We start from the raw sequence: 21,647 nt of genomic DNA, 5'->3' as shown, positions 1-21,647 counted from the left end.
GAGCCGATCAGCAGCAGCGGCTTGCGCCCGATGCGGTCGACCAGCGCCAGCGTGGCAAGGCAGCCGCCGATGGAAATAACGCCCGAGATGATGTTGATCTGCAGCGCATCGGCTTCGGAAAAGCCCACGGCCTGCCACAGTGTCGCGCCGTAATAGAACACCACATTGATGCCCACCAGCTGCTGGAAGACGGCCAGACCGATGCCCGTCCACACCAGCTTGCGGATGCGCCCGGTGGTCGGGTCCTTCAGATCCGCCAGCGAGGGGCGGTGATGGTCCGAAGCAAGGCTCTGCCGGATCTCCACCAGCTTGCGCGCGGCGGCATTCGCTCCCAGCAGGCGGGTCAGCACGGCCTGCGCCTCACCCTCGCGCCCGATGGCGACGAGATAGCGCGGGCTTTCGGGAATGCCCATCAGCGCCAGGAAATAGATCGCGGCAGGCACCGCCTGCAACCAGAACATCCAGCGCCATGCCGGTTGCCCCGCCCAGAGCGTCGCGGTCGAGCCACCCGCATAATGGGCCAGCACATAGTTGACCACAAAGGCCCCCGTCAGACCGGTGATGATCATCACCTGCTGCACGCTGGAGAGGCGGCCACGCACGCTGGCGGGCACCACTTCGGAAATATAGACCGGCGAGATCACCGAAGCCGCGCCCACGCCCAGCCCGCCGATGATGCGCGCGAAGATGAAGATCGCCGACGACCCGGCTGCGCCTGCCAGCAGCGCGCTGACCAGAAACAGCGCCGCCGCCGCCTTCATCACGCCGCGCCGTCCGATGCGGTCGGCCAGACGCCCGGCGCAGAAAGCGCCGATCGAGCTGCCCACCAGAATGGCGCCGACGTTGATGCCGATGCCCACCTTGCCCAGATCGAAGGCGGCCTCCAGCCCCTTCTGCGTGCCGTTGATCACGCCCGAGTCATAGCCGAACATAAAACCGCCGATGGTGGCCACGGCCACGATGGCGGCGATAAAACCCATATTGGCCTTTTCGGCGCTGCTGTCCTGCATCCTGCCCATCCCTCTTACAGTCTTATCGTTTACACGCGGGCGATGTGACCCTCCAGCCCCGCCACGCCCGCATCGAAGGCGAACAAGGCCCCCGCCAGAGGTTGCGCTGCAAGCTGAGCCGCTGAAAGTCCCTTGGCCGCCGTGGTGGCATAGGCCGTACGCAGATCGGGGCCGCCAAAAGCGATCTTGGTGATGTTGGCCACCGGCATCGGCACGGTGGCGATCAGCCGCCCGCTCGGATCATAACGCCGCACGCCCCAGCCCGCGAAGAGCCCGACCCACAGGCAGCCCTCGGCATCGACGGTGGGGCCATCGGGATAGCCGGCGCCTTCCTCGATTTCGGCGAAGAGGCGGGTTTCGATGACCTTGCCCGCTTCCACGCGGCTCGCCCAGATGCGGCAACCCAGCGTATCGTGATGATAGAGCGTCGCGCCATCCGGTGAGAAGGCCGGGCCATTGGTGATGCTGACAGGCGGCAGGCCGGTGTCGAGGCAAGTGCCTTCATGCAGACGCCAGATGCGGCCCGTATCTTCCGCCTCGGCATCGTCCATCGAGCCGAACCAGATCGCGCCATCCGCCGCCACCGTCGCATCGTTGAGGCGGTTGCCGGGGCGGCCAGCCTCGGGCGCATGCAGCAGGGTGAAGCTGGCACGCGCCGGATCGAAGCGATGCACGCCCGTCTGGAGCCCGGCGATCATCCCGCCGCCCTCGCAAGGCAGCACCCAGCCGACCTGAGCGGGCGCGGCCCAGCTCTGCCGCTCACCCGTGGCCGGATCGAAGCGATGCACGGCGGGCGCCTTGATATCGACGAACCACAGCGCCGCATCCCGCGCCACCCACACCGGGCCCTCGCCCAGCGTGGCGCCCAGTTCCCACAGGGGCTGAGGCGTCAGCGCCATCCGGCGTCGACCCAATAGTTGTGGCCAGTGATCAGCCGCGCATCGTCCGAAGCGAGGAACAGCGCCAGCGCCGCCACATCGGCGGGCATCAGACGGCCATCCATGCATTGCGCGGCGACGATTTCGGCCTCACCCTCGGGCGTGTACCATTGCTCCTGACGCGGCGTTTTCACATTGCCCGGGATGATGGTGGTGACGCGGATGTTCTCACGCCCCAGCTCGCGGGCCAGGCCGCGCGTCAGGCCCTCGATGGCGGCCTTGGCGGTCTCGTAGAGCACCAGATCGGCCAGACCCAGATGCCAGCTGATCGAGCCGAGGTTGATGATCGCCCCGCCGCCCGCGCGCTTCATCGCGGGCACGGCGGCCTGAGCGACAAAGAACTGATGGCGCAGATTGACCGCCATGCGCTCGTCCCAATAGGCGGGCGTTACATCGGCGATGCTGTGGCGGTCGTCATTGGCGGCGTTGTTGATGACGATGTCGATGCCGCCGAGTTCGGTTTCCACCTGCGTCATCATGGCCTGCACGGCCTCGATGTCGCGCAGATCGCAGCGGTGGAAATGGGCGCCCAGACGCTGCGCCAAGGCATCACCGGCGTCCTGCGCGATATCACAAAAGGCGACATGCGCGCCCTGCGCCACGAAGGCTTCGACAAAACCCTCGCCGATGCCGCTGGCGCCGCCGCTGATGAAAACGCGCTTGCCCTTCAGGCTGGGATAGATCGCCCGCATGGTTTACGCCCCCGCCTTGAGCAGACCGCGCTGCGCCAGATTGGTGTAAAACGCGCCGATACCCTGGGTCCAGGGCGCGGCATCGCGCGAGGTGACCACCGTGTTGACCAGACGGCCCAGACGCGGCGTGGCGATCGAGACCACATCGCCCACCTTATGGGTGAAGCCCCGGCCCGGATCGTCGCGGTCCTGCACGGGGGCGAACAGCGTGCCCAGAAACAGCACGAAGCCATCGGGATACTGATGCTCGCTCAGCGTCTGGCGCACCAGATCGAGCGGATCGCGGCTGATCTGGTTCATCGAGGAATGGCCTTCGAGGCGATAGCCCTCGGGCCCGTCGATCACCAGCTCGACCTCGGCATTGCGCACATCGTCGATGGTGAAGCCGTCATCGAACAGGCGCACCAGCGGGCCGACCGAGCAGGAGGCGTTGTTGTCCTTCGCCTTGCCCAGCAGCAGCGCGCTGCGGCCCTCGATGTCGCGCAGGTTGACGTCATTGCCCAAAGTGGCGCCCACCGTCTCGCCCGCGGCATTGACCAGCAGCACGACTTCGGGCTCGGGGTTGTTCCAGGTGGAATCCGAACGCACGCCAATCTCGGCCTGCGAGCCCACCGTGGCCAGCACGGGGGCCTTGGTGAAAACCTCGGCGTAAGGCCCGATGGCGACTTCCAGATACTGCGACCACAGGCCGTCGGCCAGCAGCAGCTCCTTGAGCGCCTCGGCCTCGGCGGAACCGGGCACCACGCTGCGGATCGAACCGCCCACGCGGGCCTCGATGCGGGCGCGGATCTCCTGCGCCTTGCCCGCGTCGCCGCGCGCGCGCTCCTCGATCACGCGCTCCAGCGTGGAGGTGGCGAAGGTCACGCCCGCCGCCTTCACGCATTGCAGATCGATGGGGCTGAGCAGCGGCAGGTCCAGCTGGTCGAGCGGGCCCAGAATCACGCCGCCTGCGGCGGAGAGCGGCAACATCTCGACCAGCTGCGAGACGGTGGGGGCGACATGCGACATGTCATAGACCTGGCCACCGATCACCAGAATGGGGCTGGGGCCCTGCGCGGTCTGCACACGGCCAAGGAATTGGCCCTCGCGCCAGTCGGCAGGCAGCAACTCTGCCAGGGCAGCATGATCGGACACGTTTCTCTCCCGGGTCTTCAGGTTATTGACAAAAACTGATAGCGCTATCATTACGCTTATCGCGCCGCTGTCAAGCCTTTTGATCGCGCCGCCAGACGAAACAAACGAATGGGTAAGAGATGCCTGCGCCCGCCGATGGCCGTAACCTCGCACGCCACGACTCGATCCCGCCCAGCCCAAGGACCAGCCCCGATGAGTGACCCTGCCCAGCCCGCCCGCCGTTTCCGCTCTCAGGACTGGTTCGCGGACCCCGCGCGCTCCGATATGGTGGCGCTCTATCTCGAGCGTTTCATGAATTACGGCATCACCCCTGCGGAGCTGCGCTCGGGCCGCCCGATAATCGGCATCGCGCAGAGCGGCAGCGATCTTTCGCCCTGCAACCGCATCCATCTCGATCTGGCGAAGCGCGTGCGCGACGGCATTCGGGACGCGGGCGGCATCGCCATGGAATTCCCCGTCCACCCCATCTTCGAGAACTGCCGCCGCCCCACCGCCGCGCTCGACCGCAATCTGGCCTATATGGGTCTGGTGGAAATCCTCTACGGCTATCCCATCGATGCCGTGGTGCTGACCACCGGCTGCGACAAGACCACGCCGAGCCAGGTGATGGCCGCCAGCACGGTGGACATTCCCGCCATCGTGCTGTCGGGCGGCCCGATGCTGGATGGCTGGCATGAGGGCGATCTGGTCGGCTCGGGCACGGTGATCTGGCGCAGCCGCCGCAAGCTGGCCGCCGGCGAGATCGATGAGGAGGAATTCCTGCAGCGCGCCTGCGATTCCGCACCCTCGGCAGGCCATTGCAACACGATGGGCACGGCTTCCACCATGAACGCCGTGGCCGAGGCGCTGGGCCTTTCCCTGCCCGGCTGCGCCGCCATCCCCGCCCCCTATCGCGAGCGCGGGCAATATGCCTATGAGACCGGTCGCCGCATCGTCGAGATGGCCTATGAAGACCTGCGCCCCTCCAAGATCCTGACGCGTGACAGCTTCCTCAACGCCATCCGCGTGGTCACCGCCATCGGCGGGTCGAGCAACGCTCAGCCGCATATCGTCGCCATGGCGCGCCATGCCGGGGTTGAGATCACCGCCAGCGACTGGACCGAGCATGGCTATGACCTGCCGCTGATCGTCGACATGCAGCCCGCCGGTCGCTTCCTGGGCGAGCGCTTCCACCGCGCGGGCGGCGTGCCCGCCGTGATGTGGGAGCTGCTTCAGGCGGGCAAGCTGCATGGCGAAAGCCTCTCGGTCACCGGTGAGACGGTGGGCGAGAATGTCAGCGAACGCCCCGCGCGTGACCGCGAGGTGATCCGGCCCTTCGCCGAGCCGCTGAAGGAAAAGGCCGGTTTTCTGGTGCTGTCTGGCAATCTCTTCGACTTCGGTATCATGAAGACCAGCGTCATCAGCGAGGAATTCCGGGGCCGCTATCTCTCGCGCCCCGGCAGCGAAGGCGTGTTCGAGGCGCGCGCCGTGGTCTTCGAAGGCGGCGAGGACTACCACCACCGCATCGACGATCCTTCGCTGAACATCGACGAAAACTGCATTCTGGTGATGCGCGGCGCGGGCCCTCAGGGCTGGCCGGGCAGCGCCGAGGTGGTCAACATGCAGCCCCCCGCAGCGCTCATCCAGCGCGGCATCCAGTGGCTGCCCACGCTGGGCGACGGACGCCAGTCGGGCACCTCGGACAGCCCCTCGATCCTCAACTGCTCGCCCGAAAGCGCGGCGGGCGGCGGCCTGTCATGGCTGCGCAGCGGCGACACCATCCGCATCGACATCAACAAGGGCACCTGCAACGCTCTGGTCGATGCCGAGGAAATCACCCGCCGCAAGAGCGACGGCCTGCCCCCCGTGCCGCCCAGCAACACCCCCTGGGAAGAACTCTTCCGCGAGAAGACCGGCCAGATGGGCGAAGGCGCGGTGATGGACATGGCCGTCAAATACCGCGGCATCGCCGCCAAGACGCCGCGGCATAATCACTGATGGAACGGGGCCGGGCTATCATAGCCCGGCCCCTCGCTTTTGTGGTGCCATGGCGCAGCATGTGCCGAGGACGGCCGCAACAAACGCCTTCAACCTTTAAAATCAACGTTTTATTCTTAATTTATCAAGAATATATAATGATCGACCGACCGCATTGATGGACCGATCATGAAAAATTTCTTCAAATACCTGCTGATACCTGTCGCCTTACAGGCCATCTTTGTCGTGATCAGCTCCATTCTCATCGCAGGGACCACCGCCTATCAAAGGCAGAGCTGGCCGCAGACGATCGCGACAGTACTTCAGTCCGAAAAGTGGAAAGGGCCTGCCGCCAGCCATCTCCATCCTGATCTGGCAGGGACTGTCCAATACACGATTGGCGGCAAACAGTATCTCTGGCACGGGCGTGGGCGCGATATGGGCGTCACGGATATGACGGTCGGCCGGACCATTCCCGTCTACTACAATCCCGATAACTTCAAGGAGATCAACACGCTGATCCCCTTGGGCTGGTTTGTCGGATTGATGATCCTTGTCGGCGAACTTTCCTTTCTGATCGCTTATATCTGGTTCTTCTGGCTTCGCAGGACGGTAAGGAACACACCCGATCTTGTCGGGATGGTGGAGGCCCCCTCCCCGGACCGGCAAAAAGCTTCGGCAAGCGTCAGACGCCGCCCCAGCCGTAACAGCAGGGCCTATGCTCGAAACCCGCCGCCCTAAGGGCTGCCAGACGCGGTGGCGCGCCCTTACGTCAGCGCCCGCTGGACAAGTTTGACAAGATCGCCGCTCACCACGGTCTCAAGCAGCAGGAAGCGGTGAAGCTGCTGATCGGCATCGATCTCGAAGCGCTGCCTACCACTTGGCGATCCATCGGCCTCCAGCGCCTCGATGGCGGCCTCGAGCGGATGGCCCTGTCGGCGCAGCAACGCGCGCAGGCGGCTGTCCACCGTCACGCGATCCGCGCTCCAGTCCGAGCCCACCGTCAGACCGTCCTGACCCAGGAACACATCATCGGCCACCACACTCACCCCCATCGCGCGCAGCCTTGCCAGCTCGGCGCGCAGGCTTTCGTGATTGACGCGGGTGGTGCCGCGTTCCAGCCGCAGCTCGAAACGGCGCGCATCCAGCCCGCTCTCACGCAGAGCCAGCACCAGCAGATCGGGCAGATCGCTGCCCAATAACTGGCGCGGCCAGATCGGCAGGCAGAAGGTGGTCTGGGGCATCTCCACGGCCAGCTTGCAGGCCGCGCGCAGCATCCAGTCGCCCAGCGGCACGACCAGACCGCTGCCTTCCGCCACGCGCAAAAAGCGTTCCGTGCCGAGGCGGCCAAGGCCGGGGTGATCCCAGAAGGGCTGCACCTCCACCGCCAGCGCCCCGCTGGCCGAGAGGCGCGGCGTGCAGGCCAGATCGAACTGCCGCGCCTTGATCGCGATCAGCATGTCATGCGCCAGATGGCGCTCGGCCTCCTCGGAGACCTCCGCATCCTGCGCATAGAAGGTGAAACTGCCGCGCTGCTTGCCCTTGGAGCGATAGAGCGCGACATCGGCGAAGCGGAACAGCTCGTCCTCCTCCAGCGTGTCCTGCGGGGTCAGGGCGATGCCGATCGACAGGCCCACCTCCAGCCAGCGGTCGCCATGGGCGATGGGCTGCGAGACGATCTCGATCAGCCGCTCGGCAAGCTCCACGATCTGCGGGCGCTGCAGGTTGGAGGCCGCCACCACGAATTCGTCGCCGCCGATGCGCGCGGCGATCTGCCCCGCGCCGATCGCGGCCTTCAGACGAGAGGCTACCGTGCGCAGCACCAGATCGCCGACATCATGGCCGAAGGTGTCGTTGATCGGCTTGAAATGATCGAGGTCGAGGTAGAACAGCGCCAGTTCGCTGTCGGTCGCGGCCAGCACCTCGCGCATGAACTTGCGCAGGCCAAGGCGGTTGGGCAGGCCGGTGGCGGCATCATGCTGCACCTCGCGCTGCGCGCGCGACAGATCGGCGGCCAGCGAGACATCGGCGGTGATGTCGGTGGCGATCTTCACGATCTTGAACGGCTGGCCGTTGAGATCGTAGATCGGATTGTAGGAGGCCTGGATCCACACCTCCGCGCCGTCACGCGCGCGGCGGCGGAATTTGGCGGACATGAAGCGGCCCTGCCGCAGCTGGGCCCAGAAAGCCTCGTAATCGGCCCCTTCGGCGGTCTCGGCATGCAGGAAGATGCGGTGATGCTTGCCCACCACATCGCCCAGCCGATAGCCCATCAGCTGCAGGAAATTGTCATTGGCGTCCAGAATCGTGCCGTCCAGCCCGAAGGTCACCACCGCTTGTGACTTGTGGATCGCGGCGATCTGCCCCTCGTAATCGCCCTGGCGCAGCTTCTGCTCGGTAACATCGACAGCGTTCTTCACCACCTTGAAGGGGCGGCCATTCATATCGAAAATGGGGTTGTAGGAGGCCTGAAGCCAGATCTCGCGCCCGTCATGGCCGATGCGCTTGAACTCGCCGCTCTTGTACTGCCCGGCGGCCAGATCACGCCAGAAAGCGGCATAGGCCTCGCTCTCGCGCTCCTCGGGGGCCACGAACATGCCATGGTGATGGCCGCGCACCTGAGACAGCCGGTAACCCGTCAGATCGAGGAAATTGTCATTGGCGTCCAGAATGGCGCCATCCATCGCGAAGGAGACCACGCTCTGCGACTTGTGGATCGCGGCGATCTGCCCCTGATGATCGGCCTGACGCAGTTTTTCGCGCGTGACGGCGGTGGCGTACTTCACGATCTTGAAGGGCCGCCCCTCCTGATCCAGCACCGGGCTGTAGATCGCCTGAAACCAGATTTCGCGCTTGCCCGCCCCCACGCGGCGGAATTCGCCGCTGCGATGACGCCCGGCGACCAGATCGCTCCAGAATATCTCGTAGTCGAGGCTGTGGGCATGCGCCGGATCGACGAACATGCGGTGATGCCGCCCCTCCACCTCGGCCATCGTATAGCCCACGGCATCGAGGAAATTGCGGTTGGCGTCCAGAATCGTGCCATCCGGCGCGAAGGTCACCACGCATTGCGACTTGTCGATCGCCGCGATCTGGCCATGGAAATCGGCGGTCTGCTTCTTCTCGGGCGTGACATCGACGGCATATTTCACGATCTTGAAAGGCCGCCCCTCCAGATCGAAGATCGGGTTGTAGGTGGCGCGCAGCCACACCGCCCGCCCGTCCTTGCCCAGCCGGCGATACTCGCCAGAGGCATGGGTGCCGTCGCGCAGACCCTCCCAGAAGGCCTCATAGGCCGGGTCCGCCGCTTCGGCGCGGTCGACGAACATGCGGTGGTGCTGGCCGACGAGATCCTCCAGCCGGTAGCCGGTGGCGGTCAGGAACTTGTCATTGGCATGCAGGATCGTGCCGTTCATCGCGAAATGGATCACCGCCTGCGAGGTGTTGATCGCCGCGATCTGCCCGGCATCGTCCACCGCCGCCATGCGGCGCTCGGTCACATCGCGCACCAGCATCACCACCTCGCTGACCGGCGCGCCCATGTCGCGGATCGGGATGCAGGAAACCTCGGTCCACAAGGGCGTGCCGTCGCGCCGGATCTGGCGCATGTCGCCGAAGAAGGGCTGGCCGCTGGCGAAGGCGCGGTCGATGGCGTCGGGCTCGCTCTGGCCGGAGGGGGCGGGGCGGAAGATGGAGCGGTTGCGCCCCACCAGCTCCCAGCCGGCATAGTCGAACAGAGCCAGGCAGCGCTCGTTGACGCGCAGGATGGTGCCGTCACGCGCGAAGGCGATGCGGCCCATGCTGAGTTCCATGGCCTCCACATCGGCCTGGGTCAGATAGGGTTCGATCGTCTCATGAAGCATGTTGGCCATCCGGTTTTGCACGTAGATCGCCGTAACAAAGATAAGTTAAGATCGCCTTGACCTTAATCTGGCCCGCGCCCGCGCATCATGCTCCGGCAACAGCCTTCCGTCACGCCTTCGACATATTCGGCGCATAGGCCGCCACTCACCCCCCTTTCGCTGCCGAGCCTTTGCGATCATGCCACGCCCCACACCATCGGACACGCCGATAAGCCTGACGATCGGCGGGCTTGGCCTGACCTCGCTCGGCCTTCAGCCGCAAATCGTCGATGCGGCCACCGGCGCGGGTCTCGATGCCGGGCTGGCCGGGCTGCTCTCCACGCTGGAAATCGGCATGATGGGGCTGGCCAGCATCCTGATGCTGCGCGGCGCGCTGGGCGCCATCCGCAAGGCGCTGCTCATACCCGGAGCGGCGCTGATGGCGCTGGGCAATGCTCTGGCCGGGGCTGGCGCCGACATCGTGCCCATCATGATCGGGCGCGGCATGGCCGGGATCGGTGAAGGGCTTCTCGCCTCGGTCGGCGTTGCCGTGGTGATCGCCAGCAAAGCGCCGGTGCGCGACAGCGCGCGCTTTATTGCCTGCTCCGCCGTGCCGCAGTTGCTGTGCTGCGGCATCCTGTCCTTCACGGGGGGGCTGCACAGCGCAATCGCCATGCCACTGCTGTTGCTGGTCGGCACCGGGGTGGTGGCGCTCTGGCCCATTCTGGCGCTGGCCGTGCCGCGCGCCGTGCAGGCCGGGCCGTCGCGCCGGCCCAGCCCGCCCGCGTTGGCGGCGCTGCTGCTGCTGGTGATGCTCAATGCCGTGGGCAGCGCCTGCTGGACCTATCTGGGCGCGCTGGGACAGGCGAGCGGCCTGAGCCCGGCACTGATCACAGCTTGCCTGACCGCCAGCCTCGTCACGCAGATCGCGGCGAGCCTGCTGCTGGGCTGGCGCGAGCCCAAACACCGCCTTGTGCCGCTGCTGATGCTGGTGCTGGCCGCGCAGACGGCGGCATCGCTGTGCCTGCCGCTCACCGCCAGCGGCCCGGCCTATCTGGCCGGTGCGGCGGCTTTCGGCTTCACCTGGCAGGCGGGGCTGCCGCTGGCCACCGGCCTGTTCCGCCAGAGCGACCCGCAGGGCAGCGCCAGCTTCCTCGCCCTGCCCGCCACCTTGCTGGGCATTGCGGTGGGGCCGGGCGCGGCAGGGCTACTCACCGGCGCGGACACGGGGCCCGCCCCCACCTTTTTCCTCAGCGCCATGCTGCTCGCCGCCACCGGCGCGGGGCTGACGCTGCTGGGGCTGATCGCCAAAATCCGCAGCCCCCAGACCTGCGCCTGATCCGCCCCGGCTTCAGTCGAGCATCTTGCGGCACAGCGCGAGCTGCATCCGCGTCTCACTCACCGGATCATGCGTTCCGGCATATTCATATTCGACGAAAGCGGGCACCGCGTAGCGGTTTTGCTGCAAGAACTTCAGCGTCTCGCGGATTGGGGTGCTACCCTGCCCCCATGGCATGTTCATGCCGCTTTCCTCGCCCTGCCCGGGCTGGTTGCGCTGGCGGTCCTTCAGATGGAGGTTGGAGATGCGCTTGTGGTGCTTGCCGATGAAATCGCGCGGATCCTCGCCCAACGCATGAAAATGCCCGATGTCGAGGTTGGCCCCCACCCATTCGCTGAGCGCGAAGGCGGCCTCGAAGCTTTTCGTATCGGAAAACTCACCGCGATCCGCAACATTGCTGTGGCCATGCGGGCAGAGCATGATGCGGTATTTCTCGGCGAAGGGCGCCATCTGCCGGATCGTCGCAAAACGGGTGGAGAGGTTGAGCCATGTCACCCGCAGCGCCTGACAGGCGCGAAAAATCCCCTCGATCTCCTCGTCGCTCAGCGGCGTGCCGTCAACGGCATGGGCGTCTTCCCGGGCCGCCGGGATCAGGGGATTGTAGGCATGGATGTTGATCCCGGCCCGGTCGAAACGAGCACGAAAATCGGCGTAATAGCTGGCCGGGGTCTCGATCAGGAACTTGCGCTGGCGTTCGCGCGCTTGCGCCAGAGCCTCGCCGGTCTGGCGCTGAAACTCCCAGCCCCAGGGATTGCGCAGCGAGCCGCCATGGCCGGGGCCGCAGCCCTTCAAGGGCGCGGGGCACAAAGCCGGATCGGGCCGCGTGCCCGTGAGGGTGCCGGGTGTCACCGGGCCGCCGAACAGCTCGCAATCATAGGCGCCCACCGCGCGCATATCGCGGATGATCGCCTCGGCATGGCCCGCGCCGTCATTGGGAATATCGTGGAAGCTGTAGGTCTGAACGCCAAGCTGCACGCCCTTGTAGAAGGACCGGTTGGCCCCGCCCGGCAGGGCCCAGCTGCGCCCCGCCATGGACAGGACGCCAGCCGCGGCAGCGCCTGTCGCCAGAAAGTCTCGACGGTTCACCGGCATGGAACGCTCCTCTTGCGTCTGTGTTTTCAGGCGATGCCCCGGCCGCATGCCTGCGACCGGGGCATCTGACGTCACATCAGAACTTCACACCGGCCCGCACGCCGAAGGTGCGCGGATCGGAGACCTGCAGGGTGCCGTTGGCGCCGCCGCCGACAGCGGTGACCAGCAGCTTGTTTTCCAGATTCTTGACGAAGCCCTGCACGTAATAGCGCTTCTCAGGCGCATTGTAGGTGAGGGTCGCCTCGGTCTGGGTGTAGGAGGGCTGGTTGAACTGACCGTAGATGGTCAGCGCAATCATCTTGTAGCTGCTGGAGTAGCGCGAACGCACCGCCGCGATCACCTCGCCCCCATTGGCCATGGGGAAGGTGTGCGCCACGCCGCCCATCAGGGTGATGGTCGGGCTGCGGTCCAGCTTCAGGCCCTGAAAGTTGAGCGTGGGATAGGTCGCGGCATTGGGCAGGAAGTTGCCGTAACGCGCATTGAGGTAGGACAGCGAGAAATCGAGCTTGTCATGCGGGGTGGCGGCGAAATTGGCCTCCGCCTCGATGCCGTCGATCTTGGCCGATGCGGCGTTGGTGGTCTGCGTGCACTGCGTGCCGCCCGCGCAATAAGGGCCGACCTGCGTGAGCTGCAGATTGTTGTAATTGTAGTGGAAGGCCGAGAGGTTCAGGCGCAGGCGCCGGTCGAACAACGCGGTCTTGGTGCCGATTTCATAGGCCGTCAGCGTTTCGGGCTTGTAGTAGAGCGTGCTGGCCGGCAGCAGACAGCCAGCCGCGGTGCCCGCCTCGCAGCCATCGTTGAAGCCGCCCGCCTTGTAGCCGGTCGAGACCGTGCCATAGAGCATGGTGGTGGGCGTCACCTCGTAATCGACGCCCACCTTCCAGGTGGTCTTCTGGTAGTGGCGGTCGGCGATGTTGGGGGTCTTCACGTCGCCGGGGGCGGCGCAGTTGAGGTCATAGGCGCAGGTGACGGTGTAGCCGGTGCGGGCCTTCTCGTCAGCGGTGTAGCGGATGCCGCCGGTGATGTGCAGGTTCTGCGCGGGCGAATAGGTGACCTGACCGAAGCCCGCCAGGCTGCTGGACATCACATAGCCCTGCGGGAAGGCGAAGAGATAGCCCGGATCGCCCGGATTGGTGCGCACGCCATTGACCACGCGGTCGAAGATCTGCAGCGCGATCGAGCCGCGTTCCTTGAAGTAATAGACACCGGCCTGAGCACGCAGCGGGCCATCGCTGTTGGTCGAGAGGCGCAGCTCCTGGCTGTTCTGCCAGTACCAGCCGTCGAACTGGTTGGGCGACAGGCCATTGGCGTAATAGCTGTAATTGCCCTCATGGCGCTTGAACTCGCGGTAGGAGCCGACATAGTTCAGCGTGACGAAGCCCAGATCATACTTGAACTCACCCATCACGCCATAGGTGGCGTTGTCGCGGCGCAGATTGGCGGCGCGGTCGAGGCGATAGAGGCCGTCCGCCGTGGTCGGCGTCAGAGTCAGCAGCTTGTCGTTGCTGACGCCATTGGCGATGTAGGTCGGGTTGACGGTGTTGGTGGTGTAGTTCGAGTAGAAATTGCCGGTGCCCAGCGTGTTGGTGCTGATGCCGCCCATATGCGAATAGTCGCCGCGGATCAGCAGCTCGCCCCGGTCGAACTTCAGCAGCGCGGAGACGCGGGCCGAAATGTTGTCCTTGAAGGGGTTGAGGTTGGCGTTGAGGTTCTGCCCCGCCTTCAGGAAGCTGTCGCGGTGATCGTAATTGACGCCGAAACGCAGGCCCAGATTCTCATTGACCGGCGTGTTCAGCACGGCGGTGGTCTGCGTGTTGTTGTAATTGCCGTAAGACGTATCGAGCGAGCCGGAGAACTTGGTCAGATCAGGCCGGTTGGTGATGACATTGACCGCGCCCGCCGTGGTGTTGCGGCCATAGAGCGTGCCCTGCGGCCCGCGCAGCACTTCCACGCGGCTGATGTCGAAGAAGCTGACTTCCTGCGCCTGCTGGCGAGCGATGTAGACGCCATCGGCCATGAAGGCGGCGCTGGGATCGCCCTTTTCGGTGCCGTCGGCGCTGGTGACGCCGCGGATGGTGATCTGCAGGCCATTGTTGCGGTTGATCATCACGCTGGGCACCTGGTCGCCCAGAGCCGTGGGGTTGGTGATGCCCGCCGTGCGCAGCCCTTCGCCGCTCACGGCCGTCAGCGCGATCGGCGTCTTGGAGGCCAGCGTCTCGAAGCGGGTGGCGGTGACGATGATGTCGCCATTGGTGGGCGCGGGCTGGGCAGCCTCGGCCTTATCCTGCGCCATGGCAGGCGTGGCCATCAGCATGGCCAGCATGGATGCACCCATAAATCCATAATTTTTCAACATGATATTCCCCTCTTTGTTGTCAAACCTGGCCTTGCGCATTGTCATGCATGCGCTTGAGGCAAGCGTCGGCGCTTCCGGAGCCTCTCTTGAGGTATCCGGTGACGAAGCGCCGTTTTTTGAAAACGATACCAAATGACATGGAGCCGAGAGGAAAATTACCCGGACACACGCCCCCAGCCCCAGCCCGTGCGTTGCCAAAACGCCCGGAACGCGGGATTTGATACCGATTACAATTTAAATTTTATACAAAGCGGCCCCGCCGCATTATCTGTTCCTTCCCCCTCTGGCGTCCGATCCTGTTCACGGATCGGTTCACTCTGTTGTTTGATACCCAGCCTTTTGGCGGGGCGCAAAGCAATCCTTGCCTTACATCCGCGCCGTGGACTCCCTTAAAATGAGACTATGGGGCAAAATTTGCTTCAACTGATCGATGGGTCGCTTGTGAAGCACCGCGTCCATCATCCGCATCGCGCATTCACCCAATTCATCGGTCGGCTGGCGGATCGTGGTGAGCGGCGGCGCGGCGAAAGAGCCGAAGCGCAGATCGTCGAAACCCACCATCGCAATGGCGCGCGGGATCACCAGACCGGCCTCGCGGATGGCATGCATCGCGCCAATCGCCATCTCGTCACCGGCGCAGAAGACACCGTCGGGCATCTGCCCTGCCTCCAGCAGGCGCAGCATGGCGGCATGGCCCGATTCAATCGAGAAATCGCCATGCACCACCCAATCCTCGCGCGTTTCCAGCCCGGCGGCGGCCAGCGCGGCGCGATAGCCCTGCAAACGGTCCACCGTCAGCGGATTCTCCGGTGGGCCCATGATGGTCGCGATGCGCTTGCGCCCGCTCTCGATCAGATGCTCCACCGCCAGCGTGGCGGCGGCCACATTGTCGATCACCACATTCGGGCAATCGAGCCCGTCGAACCGCTCGCAGGCCAGCACCAGCGGGATCGGCGGTTCCGTGCGGCCCGCCTTCAGCACATCGGTGACGATGCGCGGCAGCAGGGAGCCCAGCAGGATCAGCCCATCGGCCACGCGGGTCTGGACCATGTCGGCATAGTAATCCAGCCGCTCCTGCTTGCCCTGCGTCTCGCCGATCAGCACGCGATAGCCCAGATCATGCGCAACGTTTTCAATGCTTTGCAAAATCCCCGAAAAGAAGGGATTGGCGATTTCCGGAACGATCACAATGATCGTCTCGTTGCTGCGCCGCCGCAACTGACGCGCAATGGCGTCAGGCGCGTAATTCATCTCCTCGATGGCCTGCTGCACCCGCTCGCGCCGCAGGGGGCGGACCGCCTCGGGCTCGCGCAAAGTGCGCGAGACCGTGGCGACGGAAACGCCGGCCCGTTTGGCAATGTCGCGGATGGTGACCAAGCTTCTTCCTTCCCTGCCAGCGTGCGATCAGATCGTGCCCGCCTTCATGAACTCCGTGGCGTGATAGGCCGCCCGCGCGGACATCGCCATATAGGTGAGCGAGGGGTTCTGACAACCGCTCGACGCCATGGCCGCGCCATCGGTGATGAACAGGTTCGGCACCTCATGCGCCTGGTTAAAGCCGTTCAGAACGGAGGTTTTCGGGTCGTGGCCCATGCGCGCCGTGCCCATCTCATGGATGCCCAGCCCCGGGGGATGCAGCTTGCCATTCTCGGCGGTGATGGTGGCGCCCGCAGCGATCAGCATGGCTTTGGCATCCTCCAGCATGCGGCGGCCCAGCTCCTTGTCGTTCTCGCCATGGGCGCAATCGATGGTGAGCTGGGGAATGCCCCATTCATCGGTTTTGGTGGCATGCAGCGTGACGCGGTTGTTCGGATCGGGCAGCATCTCGCCGAAGCCCGCAAGCCGTATCTGCCAAGGCCCGGGGTGGCGGACACGGTTCTTCAACGCCGCGCCCACGCCCGGTTCGGCATCGGCCATGGGGCGCCAGCCCTCGCGCATCACCCCGCCCTGATAGCCGTAACCGCGATGGTAGCCGGTGTCGTCGGCCTCCAGATTGCGGTAGCGCGGGATGTAGATGCCATTGGGGCGGCGCCCGCGATGATAGGTCTCCGGACCGTCCATCACGCCGGAGACCGTGGGCCCATAGACATGGTCCATCAGATTGCGCCCGACCTGATCCGAGCCATTGGCAAGGCCACGCGGATTGGCGTCGCTGCGCGAATTGAGCAGCACCTGCGCCGTGCCGATGGTGGAGGCGCAGAGGAAGACGATCCGCGCCTCATAGACGCGTTTTTCCTTGGTGTTCTGATCGATGATCCGCACGCCGGTCGCCTTGCCGGTCTTGGGATCGGTGATGATCGAATGGGCGATGGCATCGGTGACGATGGTGAGATTGCCGGTCTTCTCCGCCGCCGGCAGCGAGGAGGAAAGGCTGGAATGATAGGCGCCGAAGCTGCACCCACGCTCACACAAGGAGCGATACTGGCAAGGGTTACGGCCCAGTTCGATATGATGCGGCTGCGGCTCGGTGAGGTGAGCGCAGCGGCCCTGGATCACCTTGCGACCGGGGAATTTTTTCTCAACCGCGTCCTTGAACAGCTTTTCCGTGTCGGTCATCGCCATCACGGGCAGGAACTTGCCATCGGGCAGTTGGGGCAGGCCTTCATTCGCACCCGAAACGCCGATGAAGGTCTCCACCTTGTCATACCATGGCGCCATATCGGCATAGCGGATCGGCCAGTCGATGCCGTGGCCGTCACGCTTGTTGGCGGAGAAATCCATCTCCGAAAAGCGGTAGGTCTGGCGGCCCCACATGATCGAGCGGCCACCCAGATGATAGCCCCTGATCCATGAAAAGGGTTTACCTTCCGTGGTTTCGTAGGGGTGCTGGCTGTCCTTGACCCACAGATCCTTGGTGGCGCTGTTCACCGCATAGCATTGGCGCTGGATCTGATAGTCGCGCGCCAGTTCCTCCTCGGGAATGCTGCCGGCATTGGGCAGATCCCAGGGCTGCATCCAGTCGGTGTAGGAGGAGCCATGCTCCAGCTTGCGCCCGCGCTCGATGATGAGGACTTTCAGGCCCCTTTCGCACAATTCCTTGGCGGCGATCCCGCCGCTCATCCCCGAGCCGATGACAATGGCGTCGAACATCAATCTCTCCACGATTTTTGTTGTTCTGGCGGTATGCTTTTCTGGCGATTTTGGCGCTCAGGCGATGACCAGCAATTTTCCGGCAGGCATGGCCCCGGCCCAGGCACGCGTGTCGGCCGTCAGCGGCGTCGATGCCTCCCAGACGCCGGGGTTGTGTTCGTAGCGAAGCTCGACAGTGGCGCCGGGCTCACTCAGGTAATAAAGGTTGATAAACATATCTTTGAGCGAGGCGTAGGCCATGTTGCTCTTGAGATGCTGCGCATCATAGGCGGTCAGAACAGTCAGGCGCTGGGCGGCGGGCAGCAGCGCGAAAGGCTTGCCCGCCCTGGCCTTGGCCTCATCGTCGATGGCAGTGAGCGCCGCCAGATAGGCGGTGCGATGCGAGGGGCTCGCCCAATCACGCATCAACGCATCGAATTGCGCGGGAACGCCGACCTGCACTGCACCCGGCGTGTCGGTCAAAGGGATCAGCGTATCGGCAAAGGCGGTGACCAGCGCGGTGGTGGGCTTATCCAGCGAAGGCGCTTTCCCCGCCACGGCGGCCAAGGCTTCGGCAGGCAGGGCAGCAAGGCCGATCAGGGCGCCAAGCCCCTCCAGCATCCGCCGACGATCCAGTTCGATCATCCGAAAATCCCCTCTCATTTGTTTTCTTGACCGATGCCGCTTTATTCTGGCAACGTTTACAAAAATATGGGGCAGAGGATCGGACCTTGTCAACAAGAATGCAAAAAATACGCCTTTTCAGCATGATGGCGCTGCAATTGGCGATCTGGGGCGCCTGGGCCCCCAAACTGTTCCCCTATATGGGAATGTTGGGATTCTCCGCGTCGCAGCAGGCTTTAGTCGGTTGCTGCTGGGGCATCGCCTCGGTGGTGGGAATCTTTTTCTCGAATCAGTTCGCGGACCGCTATTTTTCCGCCGAGAAGTTCCTCGCCGTCAGCCATGTAATCGGTGCCATCTGCCTGTTCGGCGCGGCCTTCAGCACGCAGTTCCTGCCCTTTTTCCTGTTCTATCTGGCCTATAGCCTGGTCTATGTGCCCACGCTCTCGGTCAGCAACACCATCGCCTTTGCCGCGCTGAAGGACGGCAAGGACTTCGGCACGGTGCGCGCGGGCGGCACTGTGGGCTGGATCATGGCCAGCTGGCCCTTCATCTTCATCCTTGGCGCCCATTCCACCGCCGTGGATGTGCGGGCGATCTTCATCGTCTCGGCGGTGATCTCGCTGCTGCTCGCCGGTTTCTCGCTGACGCTGCCGCACACCCCGCCGCAGAAGGGCAATGGCGTCGATTCGCTGGCGTGGCGCCGCGCGCTGGGCCTGCTCAGGAAGCCCTATGTCGCGGTGCTGTTCTTCGTCACCTTCATCGATTCGGTGGTGCATAACGGCTATTTCGTGATGTCGGACGCGTTTCTCACCAACCGCGTGGGCATTGCCGGCAATCTCTCGATGGTGGTGCTGTCGCTGGGTCAGGTCGCCGAAATCCTCACCATGCTGGTGCTGGGCAAGGTGCTGGTGCGCATGGGCTGGCGCACCACCATGATCGTGGGCATTCTGGGCCATGCCGCGCGCTTCCTCGCCTTCTCGCTGCTGGCTGACAGCATTCCGGCGATCATCGCGGTGCAATTGCTGCACGGCATCTGCTACGCCTTCTTCTTCGCCACCGTTTACATCTTCGTGGATGACGCTTTCCCCAAGGATGTCCGCTCCAGCGCGCAGGGCCTGTTCAACCTGCTGATCCTGGGCGTGGGCAATATGGTGGCCAGCTACGTCTTCCCCAATCTGATCGCCGCGCTGACCGGCGCGGATGGCAAGGTCGATTACCAGACGCTGTTCTATGTTCCCACGGGGCTGGCCCTGCTGGGCGCGCTGGTTCTGCTTTTTGCCTTTCACCCACCCACGGCGGCACCCGCCGGGTCTCTGGAGGATATCTGATGGTTTTCGAGATGAATCGCCGCAGCCTGCTGGCTGGCATGGGCGTGGCAGGCATGGCCGCCGCCACGCCTGCATGGGCCGCCGCCCCCGCCACGCCCTTCTTCAAGCGGATCAACAAGCCGATCGGCATCCAGCTCTACACGCTGGGCGAGGCCGCGCAGAAGGATCTGTCAGGCACGCTCACCCGTCTGGCCGCCACCGGCTACAAGGAGTTCGAGCTGCCCAGCCTCTATGGCCGCAGCGCCAAGGAGCTGCGCGCCGAGGGTGACAAGGCGGGCGTTAAGTTCAGCTCGATCCATATGGGCCTGCCCGCGCGCCTCCCCCCCGGCTCGCTGACGCTGATGAGCAGCCCGCAGGAAATCGCCGACGCGCTGGGCACGCTGGGCATCGGCAAGGCCGTGCTGCCGATCCCCCTGATGCCCGATGACTGGAAGCCGAGCGCCGACATGCGCGCCTCGCTGATCGCCGGCGTCGAGGCAGGCGGGCTCGATATGTGGAAGCGCATGGGCGACCTGCTCAACACCCGCGCCACCGCGCTAAAACCGCATGGCATCGAACTGGGCTATCACAACCACAATATGGAATTCCGCCCCATCGGCGGCACCACCGGCTGGGCCGTGCTGCTCAAGGAACTGGACCCCAATCTGGTCTTCCTCGAACTCGATCTGGGCTGGGTGACGGCAGGCGGGCACGATCCGGTGGCCGAACTGCGCCGCCTCAAGGGCCGGGTGAAGATGGTTCACCTCAAAGACGTGAAGCCCACCACCAAGACCAACTATGCGCTGCAGCAGGATCCCTGCGAAGTCGGTCAGGGCAAGCTGAACTGGCACGCCATCCTGCCCGCCTGCGTTGAGGCCGGGGTGCAGCATTACTTCGTCGAGCAGGAACCGCCCTTCGCGCATGACCGTTTCGAGTCGGTGAAGATGTCCTACGATTTCCTCTCGCGCTTCAAGGCCTGAGGATTGTTCCGGGGGGCGTGCGGATGCCCCCCGGCCCTTTCGAAAGAGAGTTAAACCATGGCTTCACGCCGTTTACGCATGGGATTGATCGGTGGCGGGCCGGGATCCTTTATCGGGCCGGTCCACCGTCTGGCCGCCGAAATGGACCGCGAGATCGAACTGGTCGCGGGCGCCTTTTCCAGCAGCGCGGAGAAATCGCGCGCGGCAGGCGAGAGCTATCGCATCGATCCCGCGCGAGCCTATCCCGATATCGCCACGATGATCGCGCAGGAAGCGGCGCGCGAGGATGGCATTGATTTCGTGGCGATCACCACGCCCAACCATATGCACCTGCCCGCCGCCAAGGCCGCGCTGGAGGCTGGTCTGGCCGTGATCTGCGACAAGCCTGCCACCACCACTTTGGCGCAGGCCCATGAGTTGGCCGCCATCGTGGAGAAGGCGGGCAAGCCCTTCGCCCTCACCTACACCTATTCGGGCTATCCGCTGGTGCGTGAGGCACGGGCGCGCGTGGCGGCGGGCGCTCTGGGCGCGATCCGCAAGGTGGTGGTCGAGTATCCGCAAGGCTGGCTGGCCAAGCCAGACACCGGCAAGCAGGCCGAATGGCGCGGCGATCCCTCGCGCAGCGGCATCGGCGGCTGCGTGGCGGATATCGGTGTCCATGCCTTCCATCTGGCCGAGTTCGTCACGGGGCTGAAGGTTTCGCAGATTCTGGCCGATATGGGCACGGTGGTGCCGGGGCGGCTGGTCGATGACGATTGCCAGATCCTGCTGCGCTTCGAGAACGGTGCGCGCGGGGCCCTGCTGGCGTCGCAGATTTCGGTGGGCGAGCGCAACGGCCTTACCATCCGCATCTATGGCGAGAAGGCGGGCCTGCGCTGGCGTCAAGAAGAGCCCAACCAGCTCTGGCTGTTCCATGAGAATGGCCGCAGCGAACTGGTGCAGGCAGGTGATCCCGATCTGGGCCCCGATGCCCAATGGGCCACCCGCACCCCTGGCGGCCATCCCGAGGGCTATCTTGAGGCCTTCGCCAATCTCTATCGCGATTTCGCGCGTCTGCTGCGCGGCGAGGATGGCGCGCTGGTCCCCGGCATGGCCGATGGGCTGCGCGGCATGGCTCTGATCGAAACAGCGGTTCATGCCAGCGCGAAGAGCGCGGGCTGGGTCGATTTCACGGTTTAAGGCGACATATCCATGAAAACCATCAAGGGGCCGGGCATTTTCCTGGCACAATTCCTCGGCGATACGGCGCCTTTCAACACGCTGTCGGGTCTGGCCGACTGGGCGGCGGGTCTGGGCTACAAGGGCCTA

The 21,647-nt window shown here is 64.7% G+C and carries 16 protein-coding genes and 1 pseudogene; 7 read left to right on the top strand and 10 right to left on the bottom strand.

The genetic code is table 11. The annotated features are described in order from the left end of the window. The 4 genes from SR3_RS27440 to SR3_RS27425 form a co-directional block, all read right to left on the bottom strand. A partial coding sequence (locus SR3_RS27440; protein ID WP_068093613.1) for a sugar porter family MFS transporter occupies nt 1-1,010 on the bottom strand: 1,010 nt, incomplete at its 3' end. 29 nt (nt 1,011-1,039) lie between these two features. Then, on the bottom strand, nt 1,040-1,909 hold the full coding sequence (locus SR3_RS27435; RefSeq protein WP_068093612.1) for an SMP-30/gluconolactonase/LRE family protein: 870 nt from the start codon (nt 1,907-1,909) through the stop codon (nt 1,040-1,042). Then, a complete protein-coding gene (locus tag SR3_RS27430) occupies nt 1,900-2,640 on the bottom strand; it encodes an SDR family NAD(P)-dependent oxidoreductase (RefSeq protein WP_068093609.1) in 741 nt (246 codons plus the stop codon). Before SR3_RS27430 ends, SR3_RS27435 begins: the two co-directional genes overlap by 10 nt. 3 nt (nt 2,641-2,643) lie before the next feature. After that, nucleotides 2,644-3,774 carry a fumarylacetoacetate hydrolase family protein gene (locus tag SR3_RS27425; protein ID WP_068093606.1) on the bottom strand — a complete coding sequence of 377 codons (1,131 nt, stop codon included), beginning with the start codon at nt 3,772-3,774 and terminating at the stop codon, nt 2,644-2,646. A gap of 192 nt (nt 3,775-3,966) precedes the next feature. Here SR3_RS27425 and SR3_RS27420 point away from each other — a divergent pair, with 192 nt between their 5' ends. Both SR3_RS27420 and SR3_RS27415 read left to right on the top strand, forming a co-directional pair. Then, nucleotides 3,967-5,751, top strand: a complete 1,785-nt coding sequence (locus tag SR3_RS27420; RefSeq protein ID WP_068093603.1) for an IlvD/Edd family dehydratase — start codon at nt 3,967-3,969, stop codon at nt 5,749-5,751. Between the two features lie 168 nt (nt 5,752-5,919). Further along, nucleotides 5,920-6,471, top strand: a complete 552-nt coding sequence (locus SR3_RS27415) for a DUF3592 domain-containing protein (protein ID WP_068093601.1) — start codon at nt 5,920-5,922, stop codon at nt 6,469-6,471. Nucleotides 6,472-6,497: 26 nt separating this feature from the next. Here SR3_RS27415 and SR3_RS27410 read toward each other — a convergent pair whose 3' ends face one another. Continuing rightward, nucleotides 6,498-9,593, bottom strand: coding sequence for a sensor domain-containing protein (locus SR3_RS27410; protein ID WP_169805720.1), 3,096 nt, complete (start codon nt 9,591-9,593; stop codon nt 6,498-6,500). A 178-nt stretch (nt 9,594-9,771) separates the two neighbouring features. On the opposite strand from SR3_RS27410, the gene SR3_RS27405 reads away from it, so the two are divergent. Further along, entirely contained in the window at nt 9,772-10,911 is a 1,140-nt protein-coding gene (locus tag SR3_RS27405; RefSeq protein WP_068093595.1) for an MFS transporter, read from the top strand. Nucleotides 10,912-10,923: 12 nt separating this feature from the next. Here the strand turns inward: SR3_RS27405 and SR3_RS27400 are convergent, their stop codons facing one another. The 5 genes from SR3_RS27400 to SR3_RS27380 all read right to left on the bottom strand — a co-directional run bounded on the left by SR3_RS27400 (nt 10,924) and on the right by SR3_RS27380 (nt 18,073). After that, nucleotides 10,924-12,003: a sugar phosphate isomerase/epimerase family protein gene (locus tag SR3_RS27400; protein WP_068093589.1), complete on the bottom strand. Its 1,080-nt coding sequence runs from the start codon at nt 12,001-12,003 to the stop codon at nt 10,924-10,926. A gap of 76 nt (nt 12,004-12,079) precedes the next feature. Beyond that, a complete protein-coding gene (locus tag SR3_RS27395) occupies nt 12,080-14,359 on the bottom strand; it encodes a TonB-dependent receptor (protein WP_169805719.1) in 2,280 nt (759 codons plus the stop codon). A 366-nt stretch (nt 14,360-14,725) separates the two neighbouring features. Further along, on the bottom strand, nt 14,726-15,736 hold the full coding sequence (locus SR3_RS27390; protein ID WP_068093585.1) for a LacI family DNA-binding transcriptional regulator: 1,011 nt from the start codon (nt 15,734-15,736) through the stop codon (nt 14,726-14,728). Nucleotides 15,737-15,763: 27 nt separating this feature from the next. After that, nucleotides 15,764-17,449: a GMC oxidoreductase gene (locus SR3_RS27385; RefSeq protein WP_068093583.1), complete on the bottom strand. Its 1,686-nt coding sequence runs from the start codon at nt 17,447-17,449 to the stop codon at nt 15,764-15,766. 57 nt (nt 17,450-17,506) lie between these two features. After that, the gene (locus SR3_RS27380; protein WP_068093577.1) at nt 17,507-18,073 is read right to left on the bottom strand and encodes a gluconate 2-dehydrogenase subunit 3 family protein; all 567 of its coding nucleotides are present in this window, start codon (nt 18,071-18,073) and stop codon (nt 17,507-17,509) included. Nucleotides 18,074-18,171: 98 nt separating this feature from the next. Here SR3_RS27380 and SR3_RS27375 point away from each other — a divergent pair, with 98 nt between their 5' ends. The 4 genes and pseudogenes from SR3_RS27375 to SR3_RS32550 form a co-directional block, all read left to right on the top strand. Beyond that, nucleotides 18,172-19,380 (top strand): MFS transporter, encoded by a 1,209-nt coding sequence (locus tag SR3_RS27375; RefSeq protein ID WP_068093574.1) that lies wholly within the window; start codon nt 18,172-18,174, stop codon nt 19,378-19,380. Continuing rightward, nucleotides 19,380-20,339, top strand: a complete 960-nt coding sequence (locus SR3_RS27370) for a sugar phosphate isomerase/epimerase family protein (protein WP_068093570.1) — start codon at nt 19,380-19,382, stop codon at nt 20,337-20,339. Before SR3_RS27375 ends, SR3_RS27370 begins: the two co-directional genes overlap by 1 nt. Nucleotides 20,340-20,396: 57 nt before the next feature. Beyond that, nucleotides 20,397-21,518 carry a Gfo/Idh/MocA family protein gene (locus tag SR3_RS27365; protein ID WP_068093567.1) on the top strand — a complete coding sequence of 374 codons (1,122 nt, stop codon included), beginning with the start codon at nt 20,397-20,399 and terminating at the stop codon, nt 21,516-21,518. 12 nt (nt 21,519-21,530) lie between these two features. After that, nucleotides 21,531-21,647, top strand: a pseudogene (locus SR3_RS32550) (sugar phosphate isomerase/epimerase); the annotation flags it as partial.

It is taken from the genome of Novosphingobium rosa NBRC 15208 (assembly GCF_001598555.1).
Classification (GTDB): domain Bacteria; phylum Pseudomonadota; class Alphaproteobacteria; order Sphingomonadales; family Sphingomonadaceae; genus Novosphingobium; species Novosphingobium rosa.
The sequence above is the reverse complement of the archived record's forward strand: the minus strand, read 5'-3'. Positions and strand labels throughout refer to the sequence as shown.

Bases quoted from the DNA above. Each gene is read 5' to 3' on its own strand.
- SR3_RS27415 (WP_068093601.1), top strand. From the start codon at position 5,920: ATGAAAAATTTCTTCAAATACCTGCTGATACCTGTCGCCTTACAGGCC.
- SR3_RS27430 (WP_068093609.1), bottom strand. From the start codon at position 2,640: ATGCGGGCGATCTATCCCAGCCTGAAGGGCAAGCGCGTTTTCATCAGC.
- SR3_RS27375 (WP_068093574.1), top strand. From the start codon at position 18,172: ATGCAAAAAATACGCCTTTTCAGCATGATGGCGCTGCAATTGGCGATC.
- SR3_RS27435 (WP_068093612.1), bottom strand. From the start codon at position 1,909: ATGGCGCTGACGCCTCAGCCCCTGTGGGAACTGGGCGCCACGCTGGGC.
- SR3_RS27410 (WP_169805720.1), bottom strand. From the start codon at position 9,593: ATGCTTCATGAGACGATCGAACCCTATCTGACCCAGGCCGATGTGGAG.
- SR3_RS27420 (WP_068093603.1), top strand. From the start codon at position 3,967: ATGAGTGACCCTGCCCAGCCCGCCCGCCGTTTCCGCTCTCAGGACTGG.
- SR3_RS27370 (WP_068093570.1), top strand. From the start codon at position 19,380: ATGGTTTTCGAGATGAATCGCCGCAGCCTGCTGGCTGGCATGGGCGTG.
- SR3_RS27365 (WP_068093567.1), top strand. From the start codon at position 20,397: ATGGCTTCACGCCGTTTACGCATGGGATTGATCGGTGGCGGGCCGGGA.
- SR3_RS27380 (WP_068093577.1), bottom strand. From the start codon at position 18,073: ATGATCGAACTGGATCGTCGGCGGATGCTGGAGGGGCTTGGCGCCCTG.
- SR3_RS27405 (WP_068093595.1), top strand. From the start codon at position 9,772: ATGCCACGCCCCACACCATCGGACACGCCGATAAGCCTGACGATCGGC.
- SR3_RS27385 (WP_068093583.1), bottom strand. From the start codon at position 17,449: ATGTTCGACGCCATTGTCATCGGCTCGGGGATGAGCGGCGGGATCGCC.
- SR3_RS27395 (WP_169805719.1), bottom strand. From the start codon at position 14,359: ATGTTGAAAAATTATGGATTTATGGGTGCATCCATGCTGGCCATGCTG.
- SR3_RS27400 (WP_068093589.1), bottom strand. From the start codon at position 12,003: ATGCCGGTGAACCGTCGAGACTTTCTGGCGACAGGCGCTGCCGCGGCT.